Annotated in this window: 16 protein-coding genes and 1 tRNA gene; 6 read left to right on the top strand and 11 right to left on the bottom strand. The window is 57.5% G+C overall.

From position 1 onward, the window contains the following. Window positions 1-85: 85 nt before the first annotated feature. Window positions 86-949 carry a 16S rRNA (cytidine(1402)-2'-O)-methyltransferase gene (rsmI, locus tag GFS31_RS03505; RefSeq protein WP_198806889.1) on the top strand — a complete coding sequence of 288 codons (864 nt, stop codon included), beginning with the start codon at window positions 86-88 and terminating at the stop codon, window positions 947-949. Between the two features lie 108 nt (window positions 950-1,057). On the opposite strand, the gene GFS31_RS03500 is transcribed toward rsmI, so the two are convergent. After that, entirely contained in the window at window positions 1,058-1,708 is a 651-nt protein-coding gene (locus tag GFS31_RS03500) for a molybdenum cofactor guanylyltransferase (RefSeq protein WP_198806888.1), read from the bottom strand. Between the two features lie 353 nt (window positions 1,709-2,061). Between GFS31_RS03500 and GFS31_RS03495 the strand changes: the two genes are divergently transcribed. Next, window positions 2,062-2,457 carry a response regulator gene (locus tag GFS31_RS03495; RefSeq protein WP_198806887.1) on the top strand — a complete coding sequence of 132 codons (396 nt, stop codon included), beginning with the start codon at window positions 2,062-2,064 and terminating at the stop codon, window positions 2,455-2,457. Between the two features lie 7 nt (window positions 2,458-2,464). Here the strand turns inward: GFS31_RS03495 and cobA are convergent, their stop codons facing one another. After that, complete coding sequence (gene cobA / locus GFS31_RS03490; protein ID WP_225907552.1) at window positions 2,465-3,268, bottom strand: uroporphyrinogen-III C-methyltransferase; 804 nt, start codon at window positions 3,266-3,268, stop codon at window positions 2,465-2,467. A 111-nt stretch (window positions 3,269-3,379) separates the two neighbouring features. Next, on the bottom strand, window positions 3,380-4,324 hold the full coding sequence (locus tag GFS31_RS03485) for a sirohydrochlorin chelatase (protein WP_198806886.1): 945 nt from the start codon (window positions 4,322-4,324) through the stop codon (window positions 3,380-3,382). Between the two features lie 289 nt (window positions 4,325-4,613). Here GFS31_RS03485 and GFS31_RS03480 point away from each other — a divergent pair. Then, window positions 4,614-4,686, top strand: a tRNA-His gene (locus GFS31_RS03480). Window positions 4,687-4,968: 282 nt separating this feature from the next. Next, window positions 4,969-6,033: a metal ABC transporter solute-binding protein, Zn/Mn family gene (locus GFS31_RS03475; protein WP_198806885.1), complete on the top strand. Its 1,065-nt coding sequence runs from the start codon at window positions 4,969-4,971 to the stop codon at window positions 6,031-6,033. Window positions 6,034-6,147: 114 nt separating this feature from the next. On the opposite strand, the gene GFS31_RS03470 is transcribed toward GFS31_RS03475, so the two are convergent. The 5 genes from GFS31_RS03470 to GFS31_RS03450 form a co-directional block, all read right to left on the bottom strand. Further along, window positions 6,148-7,326 (bottom strand): LptF/LptG family permease, encoded by a 1,179-nt coding sequence (locus GFS31_RS03470; protein WP_317135067.1) that lies wholly within the window; start codon window positions 7,324-7,326, stop codon window positions 6,148-6,150. Window positions 7,327-7,376: 50 nt separating this feature from the next. Next, on the bottom strand, window positions 7,377-8,105 hold the full coding sequence (gene lptB, locus GFS31_RS03465; protein ID WP_198806884.1) for an LPS export ABC transporter ATP-binding protein: 729 nt from the start codon (window positions 8,103-8,105) through the stop codon (window positions 7,377-7,379). Window positions 8,106-8,200: 95 nt separating this feature from the next. Next, the gene (locus GFS31_RS03460; protein WP_198806883.1) at window positions 8,201-8,743 is read right to left on the bottom strand and encodes an LptA/OstA family protein; all 543 of its coding nucleotides are present in this window, start codon (window positions 8,741-8,743) and stop codon (window positions 8,201-8,203) included. Window positions 8,744-8,887: 144 nt separating this feature from the next. Continuing rightward, a complete protein-coding gene (locus tag GFS31_RS03455) occupies window positions 8,888-10,300 on the bottom strand; it encodes a trypsin-like peptidase domain-containing protein (protein ID WP_225907551.1) in 1,413 nt (470 codons plus the stop codon). Window positions 10,301-10,528: 228 nt separating this feature from the next. Continuing rightward, a complete protein-coding gene (locus tag GFS31_RS03450; protein WP_198806881.1) occupies window positions 10,529-11,488 on the bottom strand; it encodes a tetratricopeptide repeat protein in 960 nt (319 codons plus the stop codon). Window positions 11,489-11,863: 375 nt separating this feature from the next. On the opposite strand from GFS31_RS03450, the gene GFS31_RS03445 reads away from it, so the two are divergent. Next, complete coding sequence (locus GFS31_RS03445) at window positions 11,864-13,519, top strand: B12-binding domain-containing radical SAM protein (RefSeq protein WP_198806880.1); 1,656 nt, start codon at window positions 11,864-11,866, stop codon at window positions 13,517-13,519. A gap of 43 nt (window positions 13,520-13,562) precedes the next feature. On the opposite strand, the gene GFS31_RS03440 is transcribed toward GFS31_RS03445, so the two are convergent. The 3 genes from GFS31_RS03440 to GFS31_RS03430 form a co-directional block, all read right to left on the bottom strand. Further along, window positions 13,563-14,297 carry a J domain-containing protein gene (locus GFS31_RS03440; protein ID WP_198806879.1) on the bottom strand — a complete coding sequence of 245 codons (735 nt, stop codon included), beginning with the start codon at window positions 14,295-14,297 and terminating at the stop codon, window positions 13,563-13,565. A gap of 293 nt (window positions 14,298-14,590) precedes the next feature. Then, on the bottom strand, window positions 14,591-15,226 hold the full coding sequence (locus tag GFS31_RS03435) for an ATP-dependent Clp protease proteolytic subunit (protein WP_198806878.1): 636 nt from the start codon (window positions 15,224-15,226) through the stop codon (window positions 14,591-14,593). A 165-nt stretch (window positions 15,227-15,391) separates the two neighbouring features. Beyond that, window positions 15,392-16,078, bottom strand: coding sequence for an ATP-dependent Clp protease proteolytic subunit (locus GFS31_RS03430; protein ID WP_198806877.1), 687 nt, complete (start codon window positions 16,076-16,078; stop codon window positions 15,392-15,394). A gap of 289 nt (window positions 16,079-16,367) precedes the next feature. Here GFS31_RS03430 and GFS31_RS03425 point away from each other — a divergent pair, with 289 nt between their 5' ends. Then, the gene (locus tag GFS31_RS03425) at window positions 16,368-16,718 is read left to right on the top strand and encodes a hypothetical protein (RefSeq protein ID WP_198806876.1); all 351 of its coding nucleotides are present in this window, start codon (window positions 16,368-16,370) and stop codon (window positions 16,716-16,718) included. The last annotated feature ends 780 nt before the right edge of the window (window positions 16,719-17,498 follow it).

The following is a 17,498-nucleotide window of genomic DNA, read 5'->3' as shown; positions in this document are numbered from 1 at the left end:
GGGAGAGGGATTTAGGGTGAGGGCGTCAAGAACTTTGCGATTCTCTGATAAATCGGTCTGTTAACGCACTAAGACGACACACACTATGCCTGACGCCGCACCATCGGATCCAAAGCCGGGATATCTCTACGTGGTGGGGACGCCCCTCGGCAACCTGGAGGACATGACCTTTCGGGCCGTGCGTATCCTGCAATCGGTGGATTTGATTGCGGCGGAGGACACCCGCCACACGGGCAAGCTGCTGCAACATTTTCAGATCACCACGCCCCAAATTAGCTACCACGAACACAACCGCCAAAGCCGTCTGGGGGAAGTGCTGCACCACCTGCAAGAACGGCAGCATTCCGTGGCGCTGGTCTCCGATGCCGGAATGCCCGGAATTTCCGATCCGGGCTACGAACTCGTCGCAGCCTGTGTAGAAGCGGATATTCCCGTGGTGCCGATCCCTGGCCCCACGGCGGCAATGACGGCGCTTTGTGTTTCCGGGCAACCGACGGATCGCTTTGTGTTTGAGGGATTTCTGCCCCTCAAGGGCACAGGGCGCACCGCCCGCCTAGAGGCTATCCAGCGGGAAGATCGCACGGTGATTCTCTACGAAGCGCCCCACAAACTGGTCAAAACCCTGGCGGATTTGCAGGAGCGTCTCGGCCCAGCTCGTCCCATCACCCTAGGTCGTGAGCTCACCAAACGGTTTGAAGAATTTTGGCGCGGCACCCTGGCAGAAGCCCTCGCCCACTACCAAACCCAGGATCCAAAGGGCGAATTTACTGTGATTATTCAGGGTGCCCCCCAGGGCGAAATCACCCTCACCGACGACGCCCTCCGCACCGAGCTAGAACGCCTCATCCGCCAAGGGCTTTCCCGCGCCGACGCCAGCCGCCAATTGGCCCAAGCCACTGGGCAACCCAAAAAGCGAATCTACCAGCTTTCCCTAGAGCTGGATGTGTAACGACTCCATTCCCACAACCACGGGCAAACGTGCTCCAAACCAGAGCTAGAGGGCCGCACCAATTCACAGAGGATCTAGAGGCTCTGTCGATGCCGATCCAGGGGGGCTCTAAGAGCCCTGTCCGTCAGCCAGGTCATCTGGGGTGTTGAGGTTCATCAACCAGGCCGGATTCACATCGGGAATCATCGCCACCGACTGCTGATGCAGCCAGCCCTGAAAAGACCGTTTTCCGGTGGCGAGGTAGGCATTCCAACTGGCAACACAGGCCACACGGTAAAACCCACACAGGGGCTCCCATCGGCCCTGGCTTTGAGGTAGGTAGGCCATCACCGACGGGGACAAGGTTGCCAGATGCTCCGCCCACCGCTGCAACGCCGTCCCATCCAGGTTCGGCAAGTCGCAGGCAAGGGCCAGCACCCATTGGGGGCGATGGGCTAGGTCACAATTCGCCAGTTCTGCCACTACCGACGCCAAGGCCATCAAAGGGCCAGGGCGCTTGCCATCCGGCTCCAGGGTGGGCGGTTCTGGCCACAGATCCACCGTGGCAGGCAGGATGGATCGGTACTGCTCCCTCCAGGGTGTGACCACATAGACCTGGGATGTACAGGCCAGCGCGGCCCGACAGGTGCGGCTTAGTAATGGCTCTCCCTGCCACGGAAGCAGCGCCTTGTCCGTTCCCATCCGGCGGCTCTGCCCCCCCGCCAGCACCAGCGCCACGAGAGAAGGAAGCGGTTTCAGGGTGGCTAAGGCAGAACTCACAGCAACCCCCACAGATGACAACGGGTCAGGGCAAACAGACCAAGCCCGGAGACAGGCTTGGCCCACCCCATTCCGAGCCATCGGGGGTAAATCCGGGTAGATGGCGTCAGATCGGTAGGACAACTCCGGTTTTGGCCCTTTCCCCTAAAATAGAGGGGTAGCCAGAATGTGGAGTTCTTAGGGGCGATGCGTTAAAAACCATAACATTTAGGGTCCCTGAAAATAGAATGGGGAATGATCTAGGTGGAAGGGGGTGCATCGTTTCTGTCGTTGGTCATAAAAGCTCAAAAAACGAGTTTTTCTGGCATTGAGCGCTCCAGTGTCTGTCTGTTAGCCCCAAGAGGTTGCCCACCATGTCCACCGATGTCGCGTCGAAAGAAACTGTTTTATCGGTAGACGACAGTTTGATCAGCCAGCAAATGATTAAGCGCGCGCTGGACTCCAGCTACCGTGTCTTGCTGGCGGACAATGCCGTGGATGCCCTCTCGGTGATTTATCAGGAAACCTCCATCAAAGCCCTCCTGCTAGATATTTCCATGCCCGGTATCGATGGCTTTGAGCTGTGTCGCACCGTGCGCAGCCTGCCCCGGTTCAAAAATATCCCGATTGTCATGGTCACATCCCGCGATACCCAGCGAGATCGCGAAGAAGCCCGCCTCGCCGGAGCCTCCGGTTATCTGACCAAGCCCTGCGAGCCAGAGCGGTTAAAAGCCGTGATGGGGAAGCTCCTCAATAAAGGTGCCTCCTAGGCTAGGTTCATTTCCCCCAATCCCTAGGCCCTGGGCGGCAGTGCTGAAACTGCGCTTGCCAACGCACCACTTGGCCAATCACCGCAATGGCTGGAGCCTTAAACCCCGTGGCTTCCACCCGATCTGCAATGGTGGCCAGGGTGCCTAGCAACGTTTCTTGTTGGGGATGGGTGCCCCAGCGAATCAGCGCCACGGGGGTTTCTGGTCTGAGGTCAGCGGCCAACAGTTCGGCGGTAATCGTGTCCAGATTGCGAATACCCATATAAATCACCAGGGTTTCCACGCCCTGGGCCAAGGCCCGCCAGTTCACCTGGGGCCGATACTTCCCCGCCGACTCGTGCCCCGTCACAAAGGCCACGGAGGAACTGTCCTCTCGATGGGTGACAGGGATGCCCGCATAGGCAGGCACCGCCACTCCAGCGGTAATCCCCGGCACCACCTCCACGGCAATGCCCGCCGCCACCAGCCCAGCCATTTCCTCACCACCCCGGCCAAACACAAAGGGATCCCCCCCCTTCAGCCGCACCACAATGGCGTGATCAGTGGCCTTGTCAATCAAAAGCTGGGTAATATCTGGCTGGAGCATGGAATGGCTGCCCTGCCGCTTACCCGCATTGATCACCTCCGCCTGGGGGTTGATCATGGCTAAAATCGGCGCACTCACCAAGGCATCGTGTACTACCACATCGGCGCACTCCAGCAAACTTTTGCCCTTCAGGGTAAACAACCCCGGATCGCCGGGGCCAGCCCCCACCAGATAGACTTTGCCTGGAATCGAGGCCGCATCCATTGAAGAAGGTGTCAAGGTCATCGCCAAACTACTGAACCTTCATCATGCCACCGAACCGGGCCAGCTCCATAGATGTGATCTATCGTTGCTGAGCCCTGGATAATTGGGGCAAAACACACTCCTAGGAAGCCGCTAAGACACCATCGAAGACGGCTGCAACAGCGAACGACGGGCCATCCGCTTGAGTGATACCGCAGGCTGAGCAGGGGCAACAGCACCCTGTCCTAGGGCTAAGTCTGCTACCAGTTGAGCCAGGGCCGGAGAAGGGCCAAGGGGAGGCAGCAGGTGAATCCCCAAGCCTGGGAACCGCTCCGCCAGTTCCTCCGTGCGCTGGGTGATGGCGTCGGTAGTTGTGCCCGTGAACAGGAAATAGGGCAAAATAGCCAGCCGCTGTACGCCCTGCTGGATCAGATGAATGATTTGGGTCTCTAGGTGAGGCGGCACCGCCCAATAGGCCACGGCTCCCCCTAAAGACTGGGCCAGGGTTTGAATGGCGCGGTTGCCCTCTGGCCGCCGACTGCCGTGGGCTAGCAACAGCCACGCCTCTGCCGTCGTCGTCTGTAGACGTTCTTGTGCCAGATGGCGCAGCCCTGGATGATCACCCAGGGAAGGCGTGAGGGACAGCGCTAGATCTGGCAGAGACCGCTGGGCCATCTGCATCTCAGCAGGAAGGTCGCGCAGCACATGCACCCCTCGCAGCAAAAAGATGGGAACGATGCGAATCGCCGTTGCCCCCGCCGCCGCCGCCCGCCGCCCGAATTTTACGATTTGCTGGTGCAGCGGCAGTGCCCCTGTTTCCAAGCAAGCGGTGCCCACCAGGATGGGATCTGCCATAGCCCGACGCGGCTGACTGGCGGCGGCCAGACCGCTACCATACATTGCGGCAGGCAAGCGTTCAAAGGGGCTCAGGGGCGTACCTGGGAGGGGGGGTGAGCTAGAAACCGTTGTCCCATGGGGAGAGTTGAGTTGTTCACGCACGAGCTGGGCCAGTCGTTCTGCCGCCTGACCGGGCCGAGGATCGCGACTGCCGTGGTACACCAGCAGATAGGCCGTTGCTGGAAACAAGTTGGTGGACACCGCAGATACCTCCTAAGCTCACGCTACCTTCAATCTAGAGATCCTAGGGCAACGAATGTTTACCTATTATAGAAACTGCGCCAGGAATCACTGGTATCCGATGCAGCAATCCAGCATTGTTATTCACACCAACCGCCACTTTCTCGACCCATCCACAGCTTCCTGCACCCAAAGCAACGATGCCCCTTGGGCTAACCCTCATCCAGCGGGTCTAAAAACTTACCCTTGAATATTCCCTACAGTGTGACCTTCCATGTGCTAGAGTAAAAAACGCGGAAACGCAAATATGGCGGGTGTAGCCAAGTGGTTAAGGCAGTGGATTGTGGTTCCACCATTCGGGAGTTCGAGTCTCCTCATCCGCCCTGTATTCAATCTAATCCTGCTCTAAAGTAGCTTGGGTGTAGCACAGCAGTGCCCTGAGTTGGCTGAGGGTTTTAGGATTTTGGGGCTCGATCACCGCGCCACCTCACCCAGAAGAAATAAGCGTTGGTTGGCGCTGTGTCACACTACATCCCAGCCGTTTACCTCCAACTGAAAAACTAATCCCGCTCAGGCTGAGCTTAGCGGATTGATCACCGTCGTTCACCGTCACTAGGGCTAGCCTTCAGCTAGAATGATAACGATTATCATTCACTCAAGACGTTATGGTGAAGCAGTATCGAAGTTTTGTAGCGCTGGGGTTAACGTTAGTGGCGGCGGCTCTAGGCGGCTGTGCCAGCAGCGGGGAAAACAGCGCTGGGGGTGGGGTCGATGGAGATCGTCTTCAGGTGGTGGCCACCAGTCGTGTGCTGTGCGATTTAACTCAGCAGGTCGCCGAGGATAGTGTAGACCTGGTTTGTCTGTTAGCTCCGGGGCAAGACCCCCACACCTATCAGGCCCGCCCCTCAGATCGACAGGCTGTGGATAGCGCAGATTTGGTGCTGTACGACGGCTACAACTTTGCGCCATCGGTATTCAATGTGGTGATGGCGAGCCAAAATCCGGCTCCAAGGGTGGCGGTGCTGGAACTGGCAGTACCGAATCCCATCCTGGGGGCGGGGCACAACCATGATCACGGCCACGACCATGATCACAGCCACGACCATGAGCACGACCACGATCACGGCGATTCCTCAGCCTCAGAGTTCGTGGCAGAAGAGACGGTGCCCGATCCCCATGTGTGGCACAATGCCCGTCACAACGCCGCTATGGCCGCTGTCATTGCTGATGCCCTCTCGGAGGTGAGCCCTGATCAGGCCAGTCGCTACCGGGCTAGGGCCGATCAGTTGGCCGACGAGTTTACCGAGATCGACGCCTGGATTCAGGCCCAGGTGGCGACGGTGCCCTCTCCCAATCGGCGGTTGGTTACGCCCCATGATGCCTTTCGCTACTTTGCTGAAGCCTATGGGTTTGAGGTCAAGGGAGCGTTGAGTGGCCTCAATACCGATGCTCAACCGTCACCCAGAGCCTTGACGGCCCTGGTGGATCAAATCAAAGCCGCCACGGTGCCTGCTATTTTTGCTGAGTCCACCACCAATCCAGCTCTCATTCAAACGGTGGCCAACAACGCGGGGGTGACGGTGGCCGAGGTTCCCCTCATTGTGGAGGGGCCAGAAGGCCCAGATAGCCCTGCGGCTACGACCCAGGCCATGCTGGTGATCAACACCTGCACCATTGTCAACGCCCTGGGGGGCACTTGCGATGAGGCGGGTTCGCCCCTCAGTTCCTAGGCTAACGACTTGCCCTCACCCTCAATCCCTCACCCAACTTGGGAGAGGGACTTTGAAGCACTTTTGCCGCTCCTGGCTTTTTGGGGGAGGATTTCCTAAGCGGCTCTGCTGGGCTTATTTAGAGGCCCGGAAGAGCAGGTATAGGCCGATGGCGAGGCCCAGGAAGGTGGGAATCCAGGCGGCGGCGAAGGGCGACACTAGGCCCACTTCGCCCATGGCATTGGTGATGAAGGACAGCAGGTAGTAGCCAAAGATAATCACAATGCTGATACCAAAACTGGTGGCGCGGCTGGTGCGCTGGGGCAGCACGCCAATGGAGGAACCCACCAGCCCAAACACCACGCACACAAAGGGCAGGGCATACTTTTGCTGAATCCGAATTTGCCAGCGCCGGATTTTCCGTTCATCGCCGCTTTGGCGCACCAGCTCAAGTTGCTCGGTGGCCTCGGCAATGTTCATTTCGGTGTCGTTTTTGGTGCGATTGGCCAAGTCGAGGGGAGTGCGGGGCAGTTGTAATGCCTGACTTTCAAAGGTGACAATATTGCGGAACGACCCATCGGGAGCCACCACGTAGATGGTGCCGTTGTAGAACGTCCAGACGTTATTTTGCACGTCCCAGGTGGCGCTTTCAGCACTAACGACCTGGTTGAGTCCCTGCTGGGAAAAGTCTAAAATCGTCAGCCCGTGCATGGTGGTGCCGTCAAAGCGGCGGGCGTAGAACTGGCGTTTGAGTTCTTGGGCGCTGGGGTCATCGGCGGCGGGCTGAAATTCTTGGTAGAAAATGTTGCGCTCTTGGAAGGGGGGCCGCTCAGAATTGAGGGCCGTCTCAAGGGTGACGGCAGCGCGATAGTTGGCGGCGGGGGTAATCAACTCATTGAACACAAAGGTGAGCCCCGTTACCAAGAAGCTCAGCACCACCGCCGGGGCAATAATCCGCCGAATGCTGACCCCCACCCCTTGCAGCGCAATCAGCTCGCTGTCGCTAGAGAAGCGGCTGTAGGTCATCATCGTGGAGAGCAGGGTGGACATGGGAAAGGCCAGCACCACAAATTCCGGCAGCTTCAGCAGGAAAATTTGCGCCGCCAGGGTAATGGATAGCCCCGATTCGGTGATGCGTCGAATTAGCTCGAACAGCGCCCCAATGGAAATACCAATGGAGGAAAAGGCTCCCACCCCAAACAAAAAGGGTAGGGTCAGCTCCTTGGCAATGTAGCGATCCATGATGGCGATGTGGGGCCACCAGGAGGGCCGAGGCCGAACAAGGGATTGGGGCGGAGACGAGACCGTAGCCATGGCAGGGAAAAGGTAGAACGACAGTCAAGGGAGACAGGGCGGGGGCGGGCCTAGAGGGAAAAATCCTGGCCGAGGTAATGCTCGCGCACGAGGGGGTTTTGGTAGAGGTCTTCGGCATTGCCGGAGGCGAGGATTTGGCCGTCACTCATGATGTAGGCTCGGTCGATGATTCGCAGGGTTTCGCGCACGTTGTGGTCGGTAATCAGAATGCCCATGTCTCGATCCCGCAGCTTGGCCACGATGTCTTGGATTTCGGCCACGGCGATGGGATCGACCCCAGCAAAGGGTTCATCCAAAAAGAGGAACTTTGGCCCATCGGCTCCCGAAGCTAGGGATCGGGCTAGCTCTGTCCGTCGCCGCTCACCCCCAGAGACCTGAATGCCCAGGGTGTTGGCAACCTTCTCCAGCCGAAATTCTTTGAGGAGATGGTGCAGCCGTTCCTCGTGCTCCTCAACGGGGACGCGGGTTTGTTGCAGCACGAGGCGAATATTATCGGCCACGGAGAGGTTGCGAAAAATGCTGGCCTCCTGGGCCAAGTAGCCAATACCCAACCGCGCTCGCTGGTGCATGGGCAGATCGGTAATGTCAATCTGGTCGAGGCAAACCTTGCCGTAGTTAGGCCGTTCGAGCCCCGTAGCCATGTAGAAGGTGGTGGTTTTGCCAGCCCCGTTTGGCCCCAGCAGGCCGACAATTTCTCCCTGGGCCACCGACAAACTGACTCGGTTCACCACCTGGCGTTTGCCATAGATTTTTTGCACATTGTCTAGAACGATTTTCAAAGGGCCTAGGCAAGTAAAGGGCAAAGCAGTCTGGAGTGATTGTATCAAAGGCCCATAGGCCCCACGAGCAAAGGGTAGGGCCAAAGCCGCCATCGCTACCGACCGAGGGGCAAGGTATCGACCTCAAGGGAGGGATCGGCCCCAGGGCCACGCTCCACTGGGCTGACCTCCAGCACGGCAGCGGGGGGCGTCGGTGGTACGCGGGGGGGCGTGGGCGTTGGGATCGCCAGGGCCGGGGCCTGGGAGGCCGGGATTTGGTAAATGGTTTCAACCTGGTTGCTGGGGCGAGGGGCTGCCACAAAACGCCCCTCATCGATGAGATAGGTGACGACTTCGGCCCGCAGAGTGTTGCCCTGCTGATTGACCAACACATTTCCACTCAGGACGATGCGCCGCTCGTTGCTGTAGTAGTTGGCCTGGGCCGCCGTGGCCCGAATTTGCTGGGCGGGGTAGTCAATCTGGACGTTGCCACGGGCGGTGATGATGCCCGTGGTGGTGTTGGCTTCCTGGATGTCGGATCGCAGGGTAATCGTATCTTGGGCCTGCACCCAGGGATGCCCCCACCCCAGGCTAATCGCCAAGGCCAAGCCGCCCACTCCAGGCAGCAGCCATCTGCGTTGATTTTGGCTATTCCTCATCGCCCTATCCTTCGCTTGAAACACATCACCACCCCGTAGGATTCTGGCGCTTCCCTACTCTAACCCAGCCTGCTTCACCCTTGGCCCAGGCCGCTGGGTTGGGAGCCAAGGGCCAGGGGGAAAAGGCCAGCCAGAGACAGGATTCTAGTCTACCGTCAGCAGAAAAGGCCCTTGTCCGGTGCGGTCAAAGGCATTGACAATGACCCGATAGGAGCCATTGCGGGGCAGCGTAACCACCAGTTCTGCGTTGGTGTCGCCGGGGGCGCGGTCGTCGTTTTCGCCGAGGCGATTGCCCTGGTCATCCAGCAGGATCAGGTAGGTGTCGAAGACATCGCTGTTGAGCTGAATCCGCACGGTTTGGCCCGCTCGCCCCTGGAAGCGATATTCCTGGTACAGAGACCCATCGCTGAGGGTGGCATCGCCGGGGGCTAGGGTGCCCTGCTGGCGCAGAATCGCCCCACTCCCTTGGGGAACGCTGGGGGTGGCCCCGGTGTCGCGGCTGCTCAGGCGCAGTTGGTAACGCCCAGTTTCGCCCTCAGCGTAGGCGTTGGCCAAAATCACGTAGGTTCCGGTATGGGGCAACTGCACCGACAGACGGGCATTGAGGTTGCCGCCGCTGTCGTCATCCTGCACAAAAAAGTCGTCGTGGTCAGCGGAGATCAGAATCAGGTAGGCGTCAATTTCGTTGCTGACCATATCAATGGTAATGCGCTGCCCGGCCTGCCCCTGAAAGCTGTAGGGGTTGTAGTAGCTGCCGTCGGGGAGGATGTTGCTGCTGCTGTCGAGCCTTCCCTGGACGGGGGAGCCGTTGAGGGCAATGGCGACAGGCTCTCGGTCGGTGCGCCCACCCTGGGCCGTGGTGCTTGCCTGCCCCGACCGCACCGAGGCCAGGAATTGCTGGACGGCATCGGTGGGAATGGCAAACCCAATCCCCACGTTGCCCCCCGATTGCCCGGTGGTGAAAATGGAGGTGTTGACGCCAATCAGTTGGCCGTCTCGGTTCAGCAGCGGCCCGCCGGAGTTGCCGGGGTTGATGGCGGCATCGGTTTGAATCAGGTTGCGCTCAGTGTCAATGCGGCTGACGATACCCACCGTGAGAGTACCCTGGAGGCCAAAGGGGCTGCCAATGGCCAGGGCACTTTGGCCCACCCGCACCGAATTAGGCGGCGCTATCGTTACGGTCGGGAGGTTACGAGGATTGCCCCGCAGGCGCACAGCAGCCAAATCGAGTCGGTTGGCTCCATAGCCCACCACATCGCCCTGAAAGGTGCGCCCATCGGTCAGGCGTACCGTCACCACGCGTTCACTCCCGACTACGTGGGCATTGGTGAGAATCAGGCCATCGGCATCCACAATGCTGCCGCTGCCTCCTCCTGTGCGCGTCTGAATCGACACCACCGCCGGACTGACGCGGTCATAGACCCGCACCGTCGTCGCTTCATCCAGCGTAGATTGGGCCAGGGCTGCTTGGGGGCCAAGGACGCGCCCGCCGTCCCTTGGCAGCGAGAGGGGCAACCCCCCCAGCAAAGTACCCAGAATGAGAGATCCTGAAGCCAATCGTGTTAGAACCGTGTGTGCCATAGCCATGCTGTTAAGAAAGGGCCGTCAGCGAGGACGGCTAGGAAATTAGGACTGCATCAGCCACCCCATGAGTTCCCCTAGGATTTATCCTAGCTAACCCCGCCCAAACTCGGTATCGTTTGAGCCATAGCCACAACTCCATCGGACGGATATGGCATGGGCGACGGATATGGATATCGATACGGATATGGAGGGGGCAGGGCGTCAATGGCTAAACTCCATAGACACCATGGGCGGCGACTGAAAGGATCGCACCTGGTTCAAGGCAATGTAGCACTGGCTCAGTTCATCAATGAGCAGGGCTGACCCCTTGGCATCGCCCAGGGTGCAGGCTAAGTCGAGGTGGCGCTGAAGATACACAATGGCGCGGCTGTAGTCTTGGATGGCGCGGCTGGCGCGGGTTAATTGAGTTAGCACACGGCGCGTTGTCTGGTTGCTGGCCACATCGTCAGGAGTCGTCTCGTACAGCTGCAAAAACCGCTCGTAGCACTCGATGGACTGGGCGTAGTGGTGGAGAGTTTGGTAGGTATTGCCCAGGTTTTGCAGCACTTGCAGTTGTACCTTCTTGTCTCCTAGGCTTTTGGCCATCACCCAGCTAGCTTCGTAGAGGGTGGCCGCTTGGCGATTGAGCCCCTTAGCCCGGTAGATCATAGCCAAATTATTGAGCACCCGCATTTCTGATGGGGTGTCCTCCAAGTCCTTAGCCAGTTGCAGACTTTGGCCCATATAGTCTAGGGCCGTTTGCGGATCGCCCAGGTGGCGATGGCAGTTGCCCAAGTGCTCTAAAACCTGCTGCTGCAACGACAGGTCGCCCATCTTCTCGGCCAAATTAAGGCATTGGCGTCCATAGTCAGCGGCCCAGAGGTAATCCGCCAAACGGTAGTAGGCACTGGCCAAAACCAGCAACGCCTTGGCGCTGTTGAGTTGGTCGTCCGCTTGCTGAAACCCAGCTAGGGCTTGCTGTAGACGAGTTAGCGCCTCTGGATACTGGCCCCGCCGAAATCGATCTAGGCCCTGGCGCAGGGATTGATGGGCCACGGCTGCGAGTCGGGGGCGATCTGCCTCAGCGGCCAGCGCAACCGGGGCCGCAGGTTGCGGAATGCGGAGGGTTTCGTCCTCAATGGTGAGGAGGGGCCTGGGCCGAGACGGGGGCAGGGGTTGCATGGCTAAAACACAGCGACGCTGTGGAGACAGGCCGACTGCCGATACAGTGTTCCTCAACCAGCTTGGAGATTCGCGTTAGCTGAGGGTAGCGACGATGCCTTCATCGTAGCTTTGCAAAGCTATCCGCGAACACCGTGCAACCACACATCTTAACGACACAATAGCCAGGGCTTGGGCTCAGAAAATCATCGGAGATCGCCCCCCATTATCAGCAAGTTTTCTAGTTTTTGCTAGGCATCACACCCGGACGCGGTAGGGCTTGGGCTGATTGACTGACAAAACCTGGCAGATAAATCTTTGAAAGCCCTCACCCTAGCCCACCGTATCGCGGCTGTCACGGTCTTCGTCCCCCAGCGATAGCCCTTACTATAGGAAATGGCGCTATCCCTAACCGACCCCGTGGCTGATTCTCCCTTCTCCGACGAAACCCTGCTGTTTGATTCCACTCCCGCCACGGAGGACGCCCTCGCCGTCATTTTTGCCTTTCCCAATACCTACAGCGTCGGCATTACCAGCCTAGGCTACCAAGTGGTGTGGGCCACCCTGGCGCGGCGGGCCGATGTAACGGTAAGCCGTTTGTTTATGGATCACCAGGAACCGTTGCCCGCTCGGCCCGATGTGGTGGGGTTTTCGCTGTCCTGGGAATTGGACTACGGCAATGTGCTGACCCACCTAGAGAACCTGCATGTGCCCATCCATGCAGCAGATCGGGAGGAGACGCATCCCCTAGTGTTTGGCGGTGGCCCAGTGCTGACGGCCAACCCAGAGCCCTTTGCCGCTTTTTTCGACGTGATTTTGCTGGGGGATGGCGAAACCCTGCTGGATGATTTTTTTGATCAGCTCAACGCTTTGAAAACGGCTTCTCGCTCCGAAACGCTGCGCCACCTCGCCCAAATGCCGGGGGTGTATGTGCCTGCGCTGTATCGCCCCATTTACGATGACCCCACTGGGCCGATGGTGGCGATGGAACCCATCGACGATGGCATCCCCGCCCAGGTGCAAAAACAGACCTACCGGGGCAATGTGCTGTCTACCTCTACCGTGGTGACGCCCCTGGCCGCTTGGGAAAACATCTTTATGGTGGAAGTAGTGCGAAGCTGCCCGGAAATGTGCCGCTTTTGCCTCGCCAGCTACCTCACCTTGCCCTTTCGCACCGCCAGTTTAGAGGGCTCCCTCATCCCCGCCATCGAGCGCGGCCTAGCGGTGACGGACCGCCTGGGCCTGCTGGGCGCGTCTGTGACCCAGCACCCCGAATTTGATACCCTGCTGGACTACCTCAACCAGCCCCAGTTCGATCACATCCGGCTCAGCATTGCCTCGGTACGCACCAACACCGTCAACCCCAAACTAGCGGAAACCCTCACCCGCCACGGCACCCGATCCGTCACCATTGCGGTGGAAAGTGGCTCGGAACGGGTACGCCAGATCGTCAACAAAAAGCTGGCCACGGAGGAGATCGAAGCCGCCGCCATCAACGCCAAGGCCGGGGGGCTAAGTGCCCTCAAGCTCTACGGCATGGCGGGTATTCCTGGTGAAGACATGGAGGATTTAGAACAAACCGCCACCATGATGCAGCGCCTCAAAAAAGCCGCCCCCGGCCTGCGCCTCACCCTCGGATGCAGCACCTTTGTACCCAAGGCCCACACCCCCTTCCAGTGGTATGGCATCAACCGCGAGGCGGAAAAACGGCTGAAGTTTCTGCAAAAACAACTGGGCAAAATCGGCGCAGACTTTCGCCCCGAAAGCTACAACTGGTCGGTGATCCAAGCCCTCATTTCCAGGGGAGATCGCCGCCTCACCCCGCTTTTGGAGCAGGTGCGCCACTACGGCGACTCCCTCGGCAGCTACAAACGCGCCTTTAAGGACATGAAAGGCCAGCTTCCGCCCTTGGACTTCTACGTCCACGACACCTGGCCCACCGACCAGCCCCTGCCCTGGGATCACCTGCAAGGCCCAATCCCCAAGGCTACCCTGGTCAAACACTTGGCGGAAGCTCAGTCCCTAATGGCCGTTCCCCAGCCCGTGGCCTAATCTTTTGCGACAAACCTTACGGCCCAGTCCCTTGCCGTACCCCTTAACGACGCCCCCCAACCACCGGACGCTGGCTGGCCTCGGCTAACCGCTGCCATTCCTGCTGAAGGGATTTTTGCAGCGAACGATTCAGCGGATCTAACCGCGCCGCCTTTTTCAGACAGGCCGATGCCTTGGTGAAATTGCCCTCGCCGATGACGGCCTGCCCCCAGCGGTAGTAGGTAATGGCGTGCCACTGACGAATTTCTACGTCGTTGGGGAAACGATGGGCCAAGCCTTCCACCAAAGCGACGGCCCTAGGGTAGCGCTGGTTTTGCAGGAACGTTTGAAGCTGAATGAAGCTACTCTGTTTCAAATCTTGGTCGGCGTTAGATCCACCGGGGGGCTGCTGAATGGGCGGCGGCGGTGGCGTTGAGGCCGTGTTCTTCTGCGTAGCTGAGGGCGTTGTCGCTGATCGAGTAGTCGTCCCACGACCGGATACCGCAGCACTGGGCGTTGAGGGGGTCGCAGTGGCCGCAGATGGGGGAGTAGGTTTTGAGGTTTGAGAGTCTGCTGTGGCCGCAGTTCGCGGCCTAACCTTAGACGCCCCGGCGGGCAGCGCATCGACAATAGCCTGGTAGGCCTGGGTAATTTGAACAAACTTTTCCTTGGCGAGGTGATCCCCCGGATTTACATCAGGGTGATATAGCCGCGCCAAATTACGATAGGCCAGCTTCACCGCCTCAAAATCGGCCCCGGTGCGCAGACCCAAAATTCGATAGTAGTGTGCCGCCGCCATGGAATCCTACCTTTGGTAATCGCCCCGGTGACTGGATTCTAGCCTAGGGAACGCAGAGTCGTGAAGGTCGCCCCTATTCTGCCAACTTTCAGGGGAAATAGCGCACTTTTTTCTACTAGGGCAAAGGAGCAAATGGGTACAAAAAAGGTGCGCCCCTAAAAAACACAGCTAGAACAGCCAGTTTTTTTCTGAGATAGGAGCGCACCCTAGTTCAAGATGACGATAGGTGGGCTGAGACAAACGCAGACCCATCGCAAAACCAATCAGCCCTATCAGGCTAGGTCATCGTCAGACTAAATCGTCGAGGCCGCAGCGGTGGCAAGTTCCTGATTGCGGTCTTCAATCACTTTGTCGATGAGGCCGTAGGCAGCGGCTTCTTCGGCCGACATAAAGTAGTCGCGGTCGGTGTCTTTTTCGATTTGCTCAATGGGTTTGCCCGTGTGGCGAGCCATCATTTCGTTCAGTTCCTGGCGCACCCGCAGGATTTCCTTGGCCTCGATGGCGATGTCGCTGGCCTGGAGGCGTTGCCGTCCGGTGCCGCCCATGGGCTGGTGGATCATAATCCGGGAGTGGGGCAAGGCCAACCGCTTGCCGGGGCTACCTGCTGCCAGCAGGAACGCGCCCATGGAAGCGGCCAGACCCAGGCAAATCGTCACCACGTCGGACTTGATGTACTGCATGGTGTCGTAGATAGCCATGCCTGCCGTCACCGAGCCGCCGGGGGAGTTGATGTAGAGGTAGATGGGCTTGCTGTTGTCGTCGGAGTCGAGATAGAGCATGGCCGCCACAATAGAGTTGGCCAGGGTATCGGTGACTTCTTGACCAAGAAAAATGATGCGCTCTTGGTTGAGGCGGGTGTAGATATCAACCCACTGGCTGTATTGGCTGCCGGGAAGACGATAGGGAACCTTGGGAGTACCGATGGGCATAGCGTTTTTGCAACCTTCACTAATGAGAAACAACGTAGGCTTGGTAGGCTTTTGAAAATGTTGATAGTCCGGTTTCGGTAGGATGAGTTAGTACGATGTAACCCATTTCAAACCATTTTTTGATGCATGGTGGCTGAGCCTAATACATCAAGAAGCAGCCACCCATTAGGCAACTCCGGCAGGCATTTTCGGCAGTTCTTTGCGACTTTCTAGCACCCGGTCAATGATGCCGTATTCCTTGGCCTCTTGGGGGTTCATGTAGAACATCCGGTCGGAATCGCGCATCACCTCATCCATGGATTTACCGGTGCTGCGGGCCAGAATTTCCATCATGGATCGCTTGTTGTCGATCACTTCCTTAGCGCGAATTTCGATGTCGGTGGCTTGGCCTTGGGCACCGCTGCGGGGCTGGTTCAGCACAATCCGCGCATGGGGCAAACTGGCTCGATAGCCCTTGGTACCCGCCGCCAAAATCACCGCCGCCGAGCCCATCGCCTGACCAATACAAATGGTGTGGACGGGGGGCTTGATGTAATTAATGGTGTCGCAGATGGCAAAGGCTTCGGTATCGTAGCCAATCATATTGCCGTCGTACCAAGAGGTGCCCGTGGAGTTGATATAGAAGAAGATGGGCTTGTCGGGGTCGTCAAATTGCAGGTAGAGCAACTGGGCGATGATCAGTTCAGTCACGTCGATGCCCACCTGCTGCTTGATGTCGTCCCCCGAAAACAGGGGCAACCCCAGATACACAATTCGCTCCTTCAGCAGCAGAGAGGGCAAATCTGGGGGCGGCGTGCGATACATGGCATCGCCATAGTAGGGGGCTTGCACAGCTTTAATTTCCATACTCATAGACCAAACCTGCCCAAATACGGGTTTTTAACAGTGTAACGCGCTGGCGAACCGGGTTCTACCTGGGGCATGGCGGATCTCCCCACCCGTCTATTCCCGTAGTCACTCATCTGGCCATGGGGAATCTGGGAAAGCCGACGATCTCCTAAGAAAGCTTTAGAGCTATGATGGGCGGCTTCACTGGGCAGCCCTTTGGGCATCCGCACAGACCGCTCGACCCGGGTTCAGCAGGTCTAGGTCACTGAAATGAACCGCCGCAGTCCAGCCCAAGTCCAAACCGTACATCGTGATGAACAACGACATGATGGACAACGACAGGGTTAGCCAAAGCCCGATGACTCGTGAGTGGCAAGATGTGACGGGCAGATCCCACCATAGCCTAAACCCTCAACAAGTGCTGGGTTTCCCTTCGCCGAACCCAACCTGCGCGGAAGCTATATCAGGTAGATCAGATCAGAGGACACTGCATGGCTATCCAAGCGTAATGACAACAGAAGCATTTCCATCGGGAATCAAGATCATCCTTACTTACCCAAAGCTTACTCCACAGCAGCCCACCTTGAAGCAGTTTTTTGCAGTCATCACTTCTCAATCTCAAAAAGGCATAAAGGGAGACTTAAAAGTAACTATAGATACATAATCTTGACACCTCAGAAACCTCACAAAGGCCACACACAAATGCGTCAGACTCCTCTGAGATCACGATATAAGTTACATGATGCTTATAGCCTGCTTTTCCGCGAGACTGAACATTCTGTTGTGCCTAGGCAAAAAATTGGCTCATCATCACCCACCAAAAAGTCATTCACCCTGGGTCAACAGACTGCCGCCCTATTTTCAAAACCCACTTTCCTAGAATCCTTATGGTCGTTTCCGACAAGGATAAGACAGCTTAATCGGCTACAAACCTTGTGAAGCAATCCCGCGACCATTTCAAATTTAATTGAAGTGACTATAATTCATGAGCCGGAAAAATATCAACACTCTCAAAGAAATGATTTTAGGGCAAATAAGCTTTATAGAATAGCTGAATTCAGAATTCCGAAAATCCTTCTGATTCTACATATTTTGACGGCGATTGCTCTGCAAAATAACAGTTGAAAGAATCAGAAATATGCTTCAAGTGGCCTACTGTCACAACAGATAATTTCCCTTTAATAATGCAACAGAAAGCATTTCCCTGAGACACAAAAAGAGCTTCAGCTTCAGATTTTAATTATAGTCATACCTTATGTTCAAGAGCTCGTCTCACCAAGCCAAAGATCTCTGCAAAGGAAGAATTGCGATATGCTTATTCCCCCTAGACTACTTTTAGGAAGAAACCTTAAGATTTTTGTGAAGCTTAAAACTTTTCAGACCATCCCCAAAAGACCAATCACACTGATCATCCTTTCATATTTCCATTCCAAGAGCATCACTA

The sequence above is a fragment of the Leptolyngbya sp. BL0902 genome, from assembly GCF_016403105.1.
Lineage (GTDB): Bacteria > Cyanobacteriota > Cyanobacteriia > Phormidesmidales > Phormidesmidaceae > Nodosilinea.
This window is presented reverse-complemented; position numbering and strand designations above follow the sequence as displayed.

What these genes read in the sequence shown, in the direction of transcription:
- GFS31_RS03475 (WP_198806885.1), top strand. Translation starts at nt 4,969, where the DNA reads ATGGTGAAGCAGTATCGAAGTTTTGTAGCGCTGGGGTTAACGTTAGTG.
- GFS31_RS03470 (WP_317135067.1), bottom strand. Translation starts at nt 7,326, where the DNA reads ATGGCTACGGTCTCGTCTCCGCCCCAATCCCTTGTTCGGCCTCGGCCC.
- GFS31_RS03425 (WP_198806876.1), top strand. Translation starts at nt 16,368, where the DNA reads ATGAACAACGACATGATGGACAACGACAGGGTTAGCCAAAGCCCGATG.
- GFS31_RS03450 (WP_198806881.1), bottom strand. Translation starts at nt 11,488, where the DNA reads ATGCAACCCCTGCCCCCGTCTCGGCCCAGGCCCCTCCTCACCATTGAG.
- GFS31_RS03460 (WP_198806883.1), bottom strand. Translation starts at nt 8,743, where the DNA reads ATGAGGAATAGCCAAAATCAACGCAGATGGCTGCTGCCTGGAGTGGGC.
- GFS31_RS03435 (WP_198806878.1), bottom strand. Translation starts at nt 15,226, where the DNA reads ATGCCCATCGGTACTCCCAAGGTTCCCTATCGTCTTCCCGGCAGCCAA.
- GFS31_RS03440 (WP_198806879.1), bottom strand. Translation starts at nt 14,297, where the DNA reads ATGGCGGCGGCACACTACTATCGAATTTTGGGTCTGCGCACCGGGGCC.
- GFS31_RS03430 (WP_198806877.1), bottom strand. Translation starts at nt 16,078, where the DNA reads ATGAGTATGGAAATTAAAGCTGTGCAAGCCCCCTACTATGGCGATGCC.
- GFS31_RS03445 (WP_198806880.1), top strand. Translation starts at nt 11,864, where the DNA reads ATGGCGCTATCCCTAACCGACCCCGTGGCTGATTCTCCCTTCTCCGAC.
- GFS31_RS03495 (WP_198806887.1), top strand. Translation starts at nt 2,062, where the DNA reads ATGTCCACCGATGTCGCGTCGAAAGAAACTGTTTTATCGGTAGACGAC.
- cobA (WP_225907552.1), bottom strand. Translation starts at nt 3,268, where the DNA reads ATGACCTTGACACCTTCTTCAATGGATGCGGCCTCGATTCCAGGCAAA.
- rsmI (WP_198806889.1), top strand. Translation starts at nt 86, where the DNA reads ATGCCTGACGCCGCACCATCGGATCCAAAGCCGGGATATCTCTACGTG.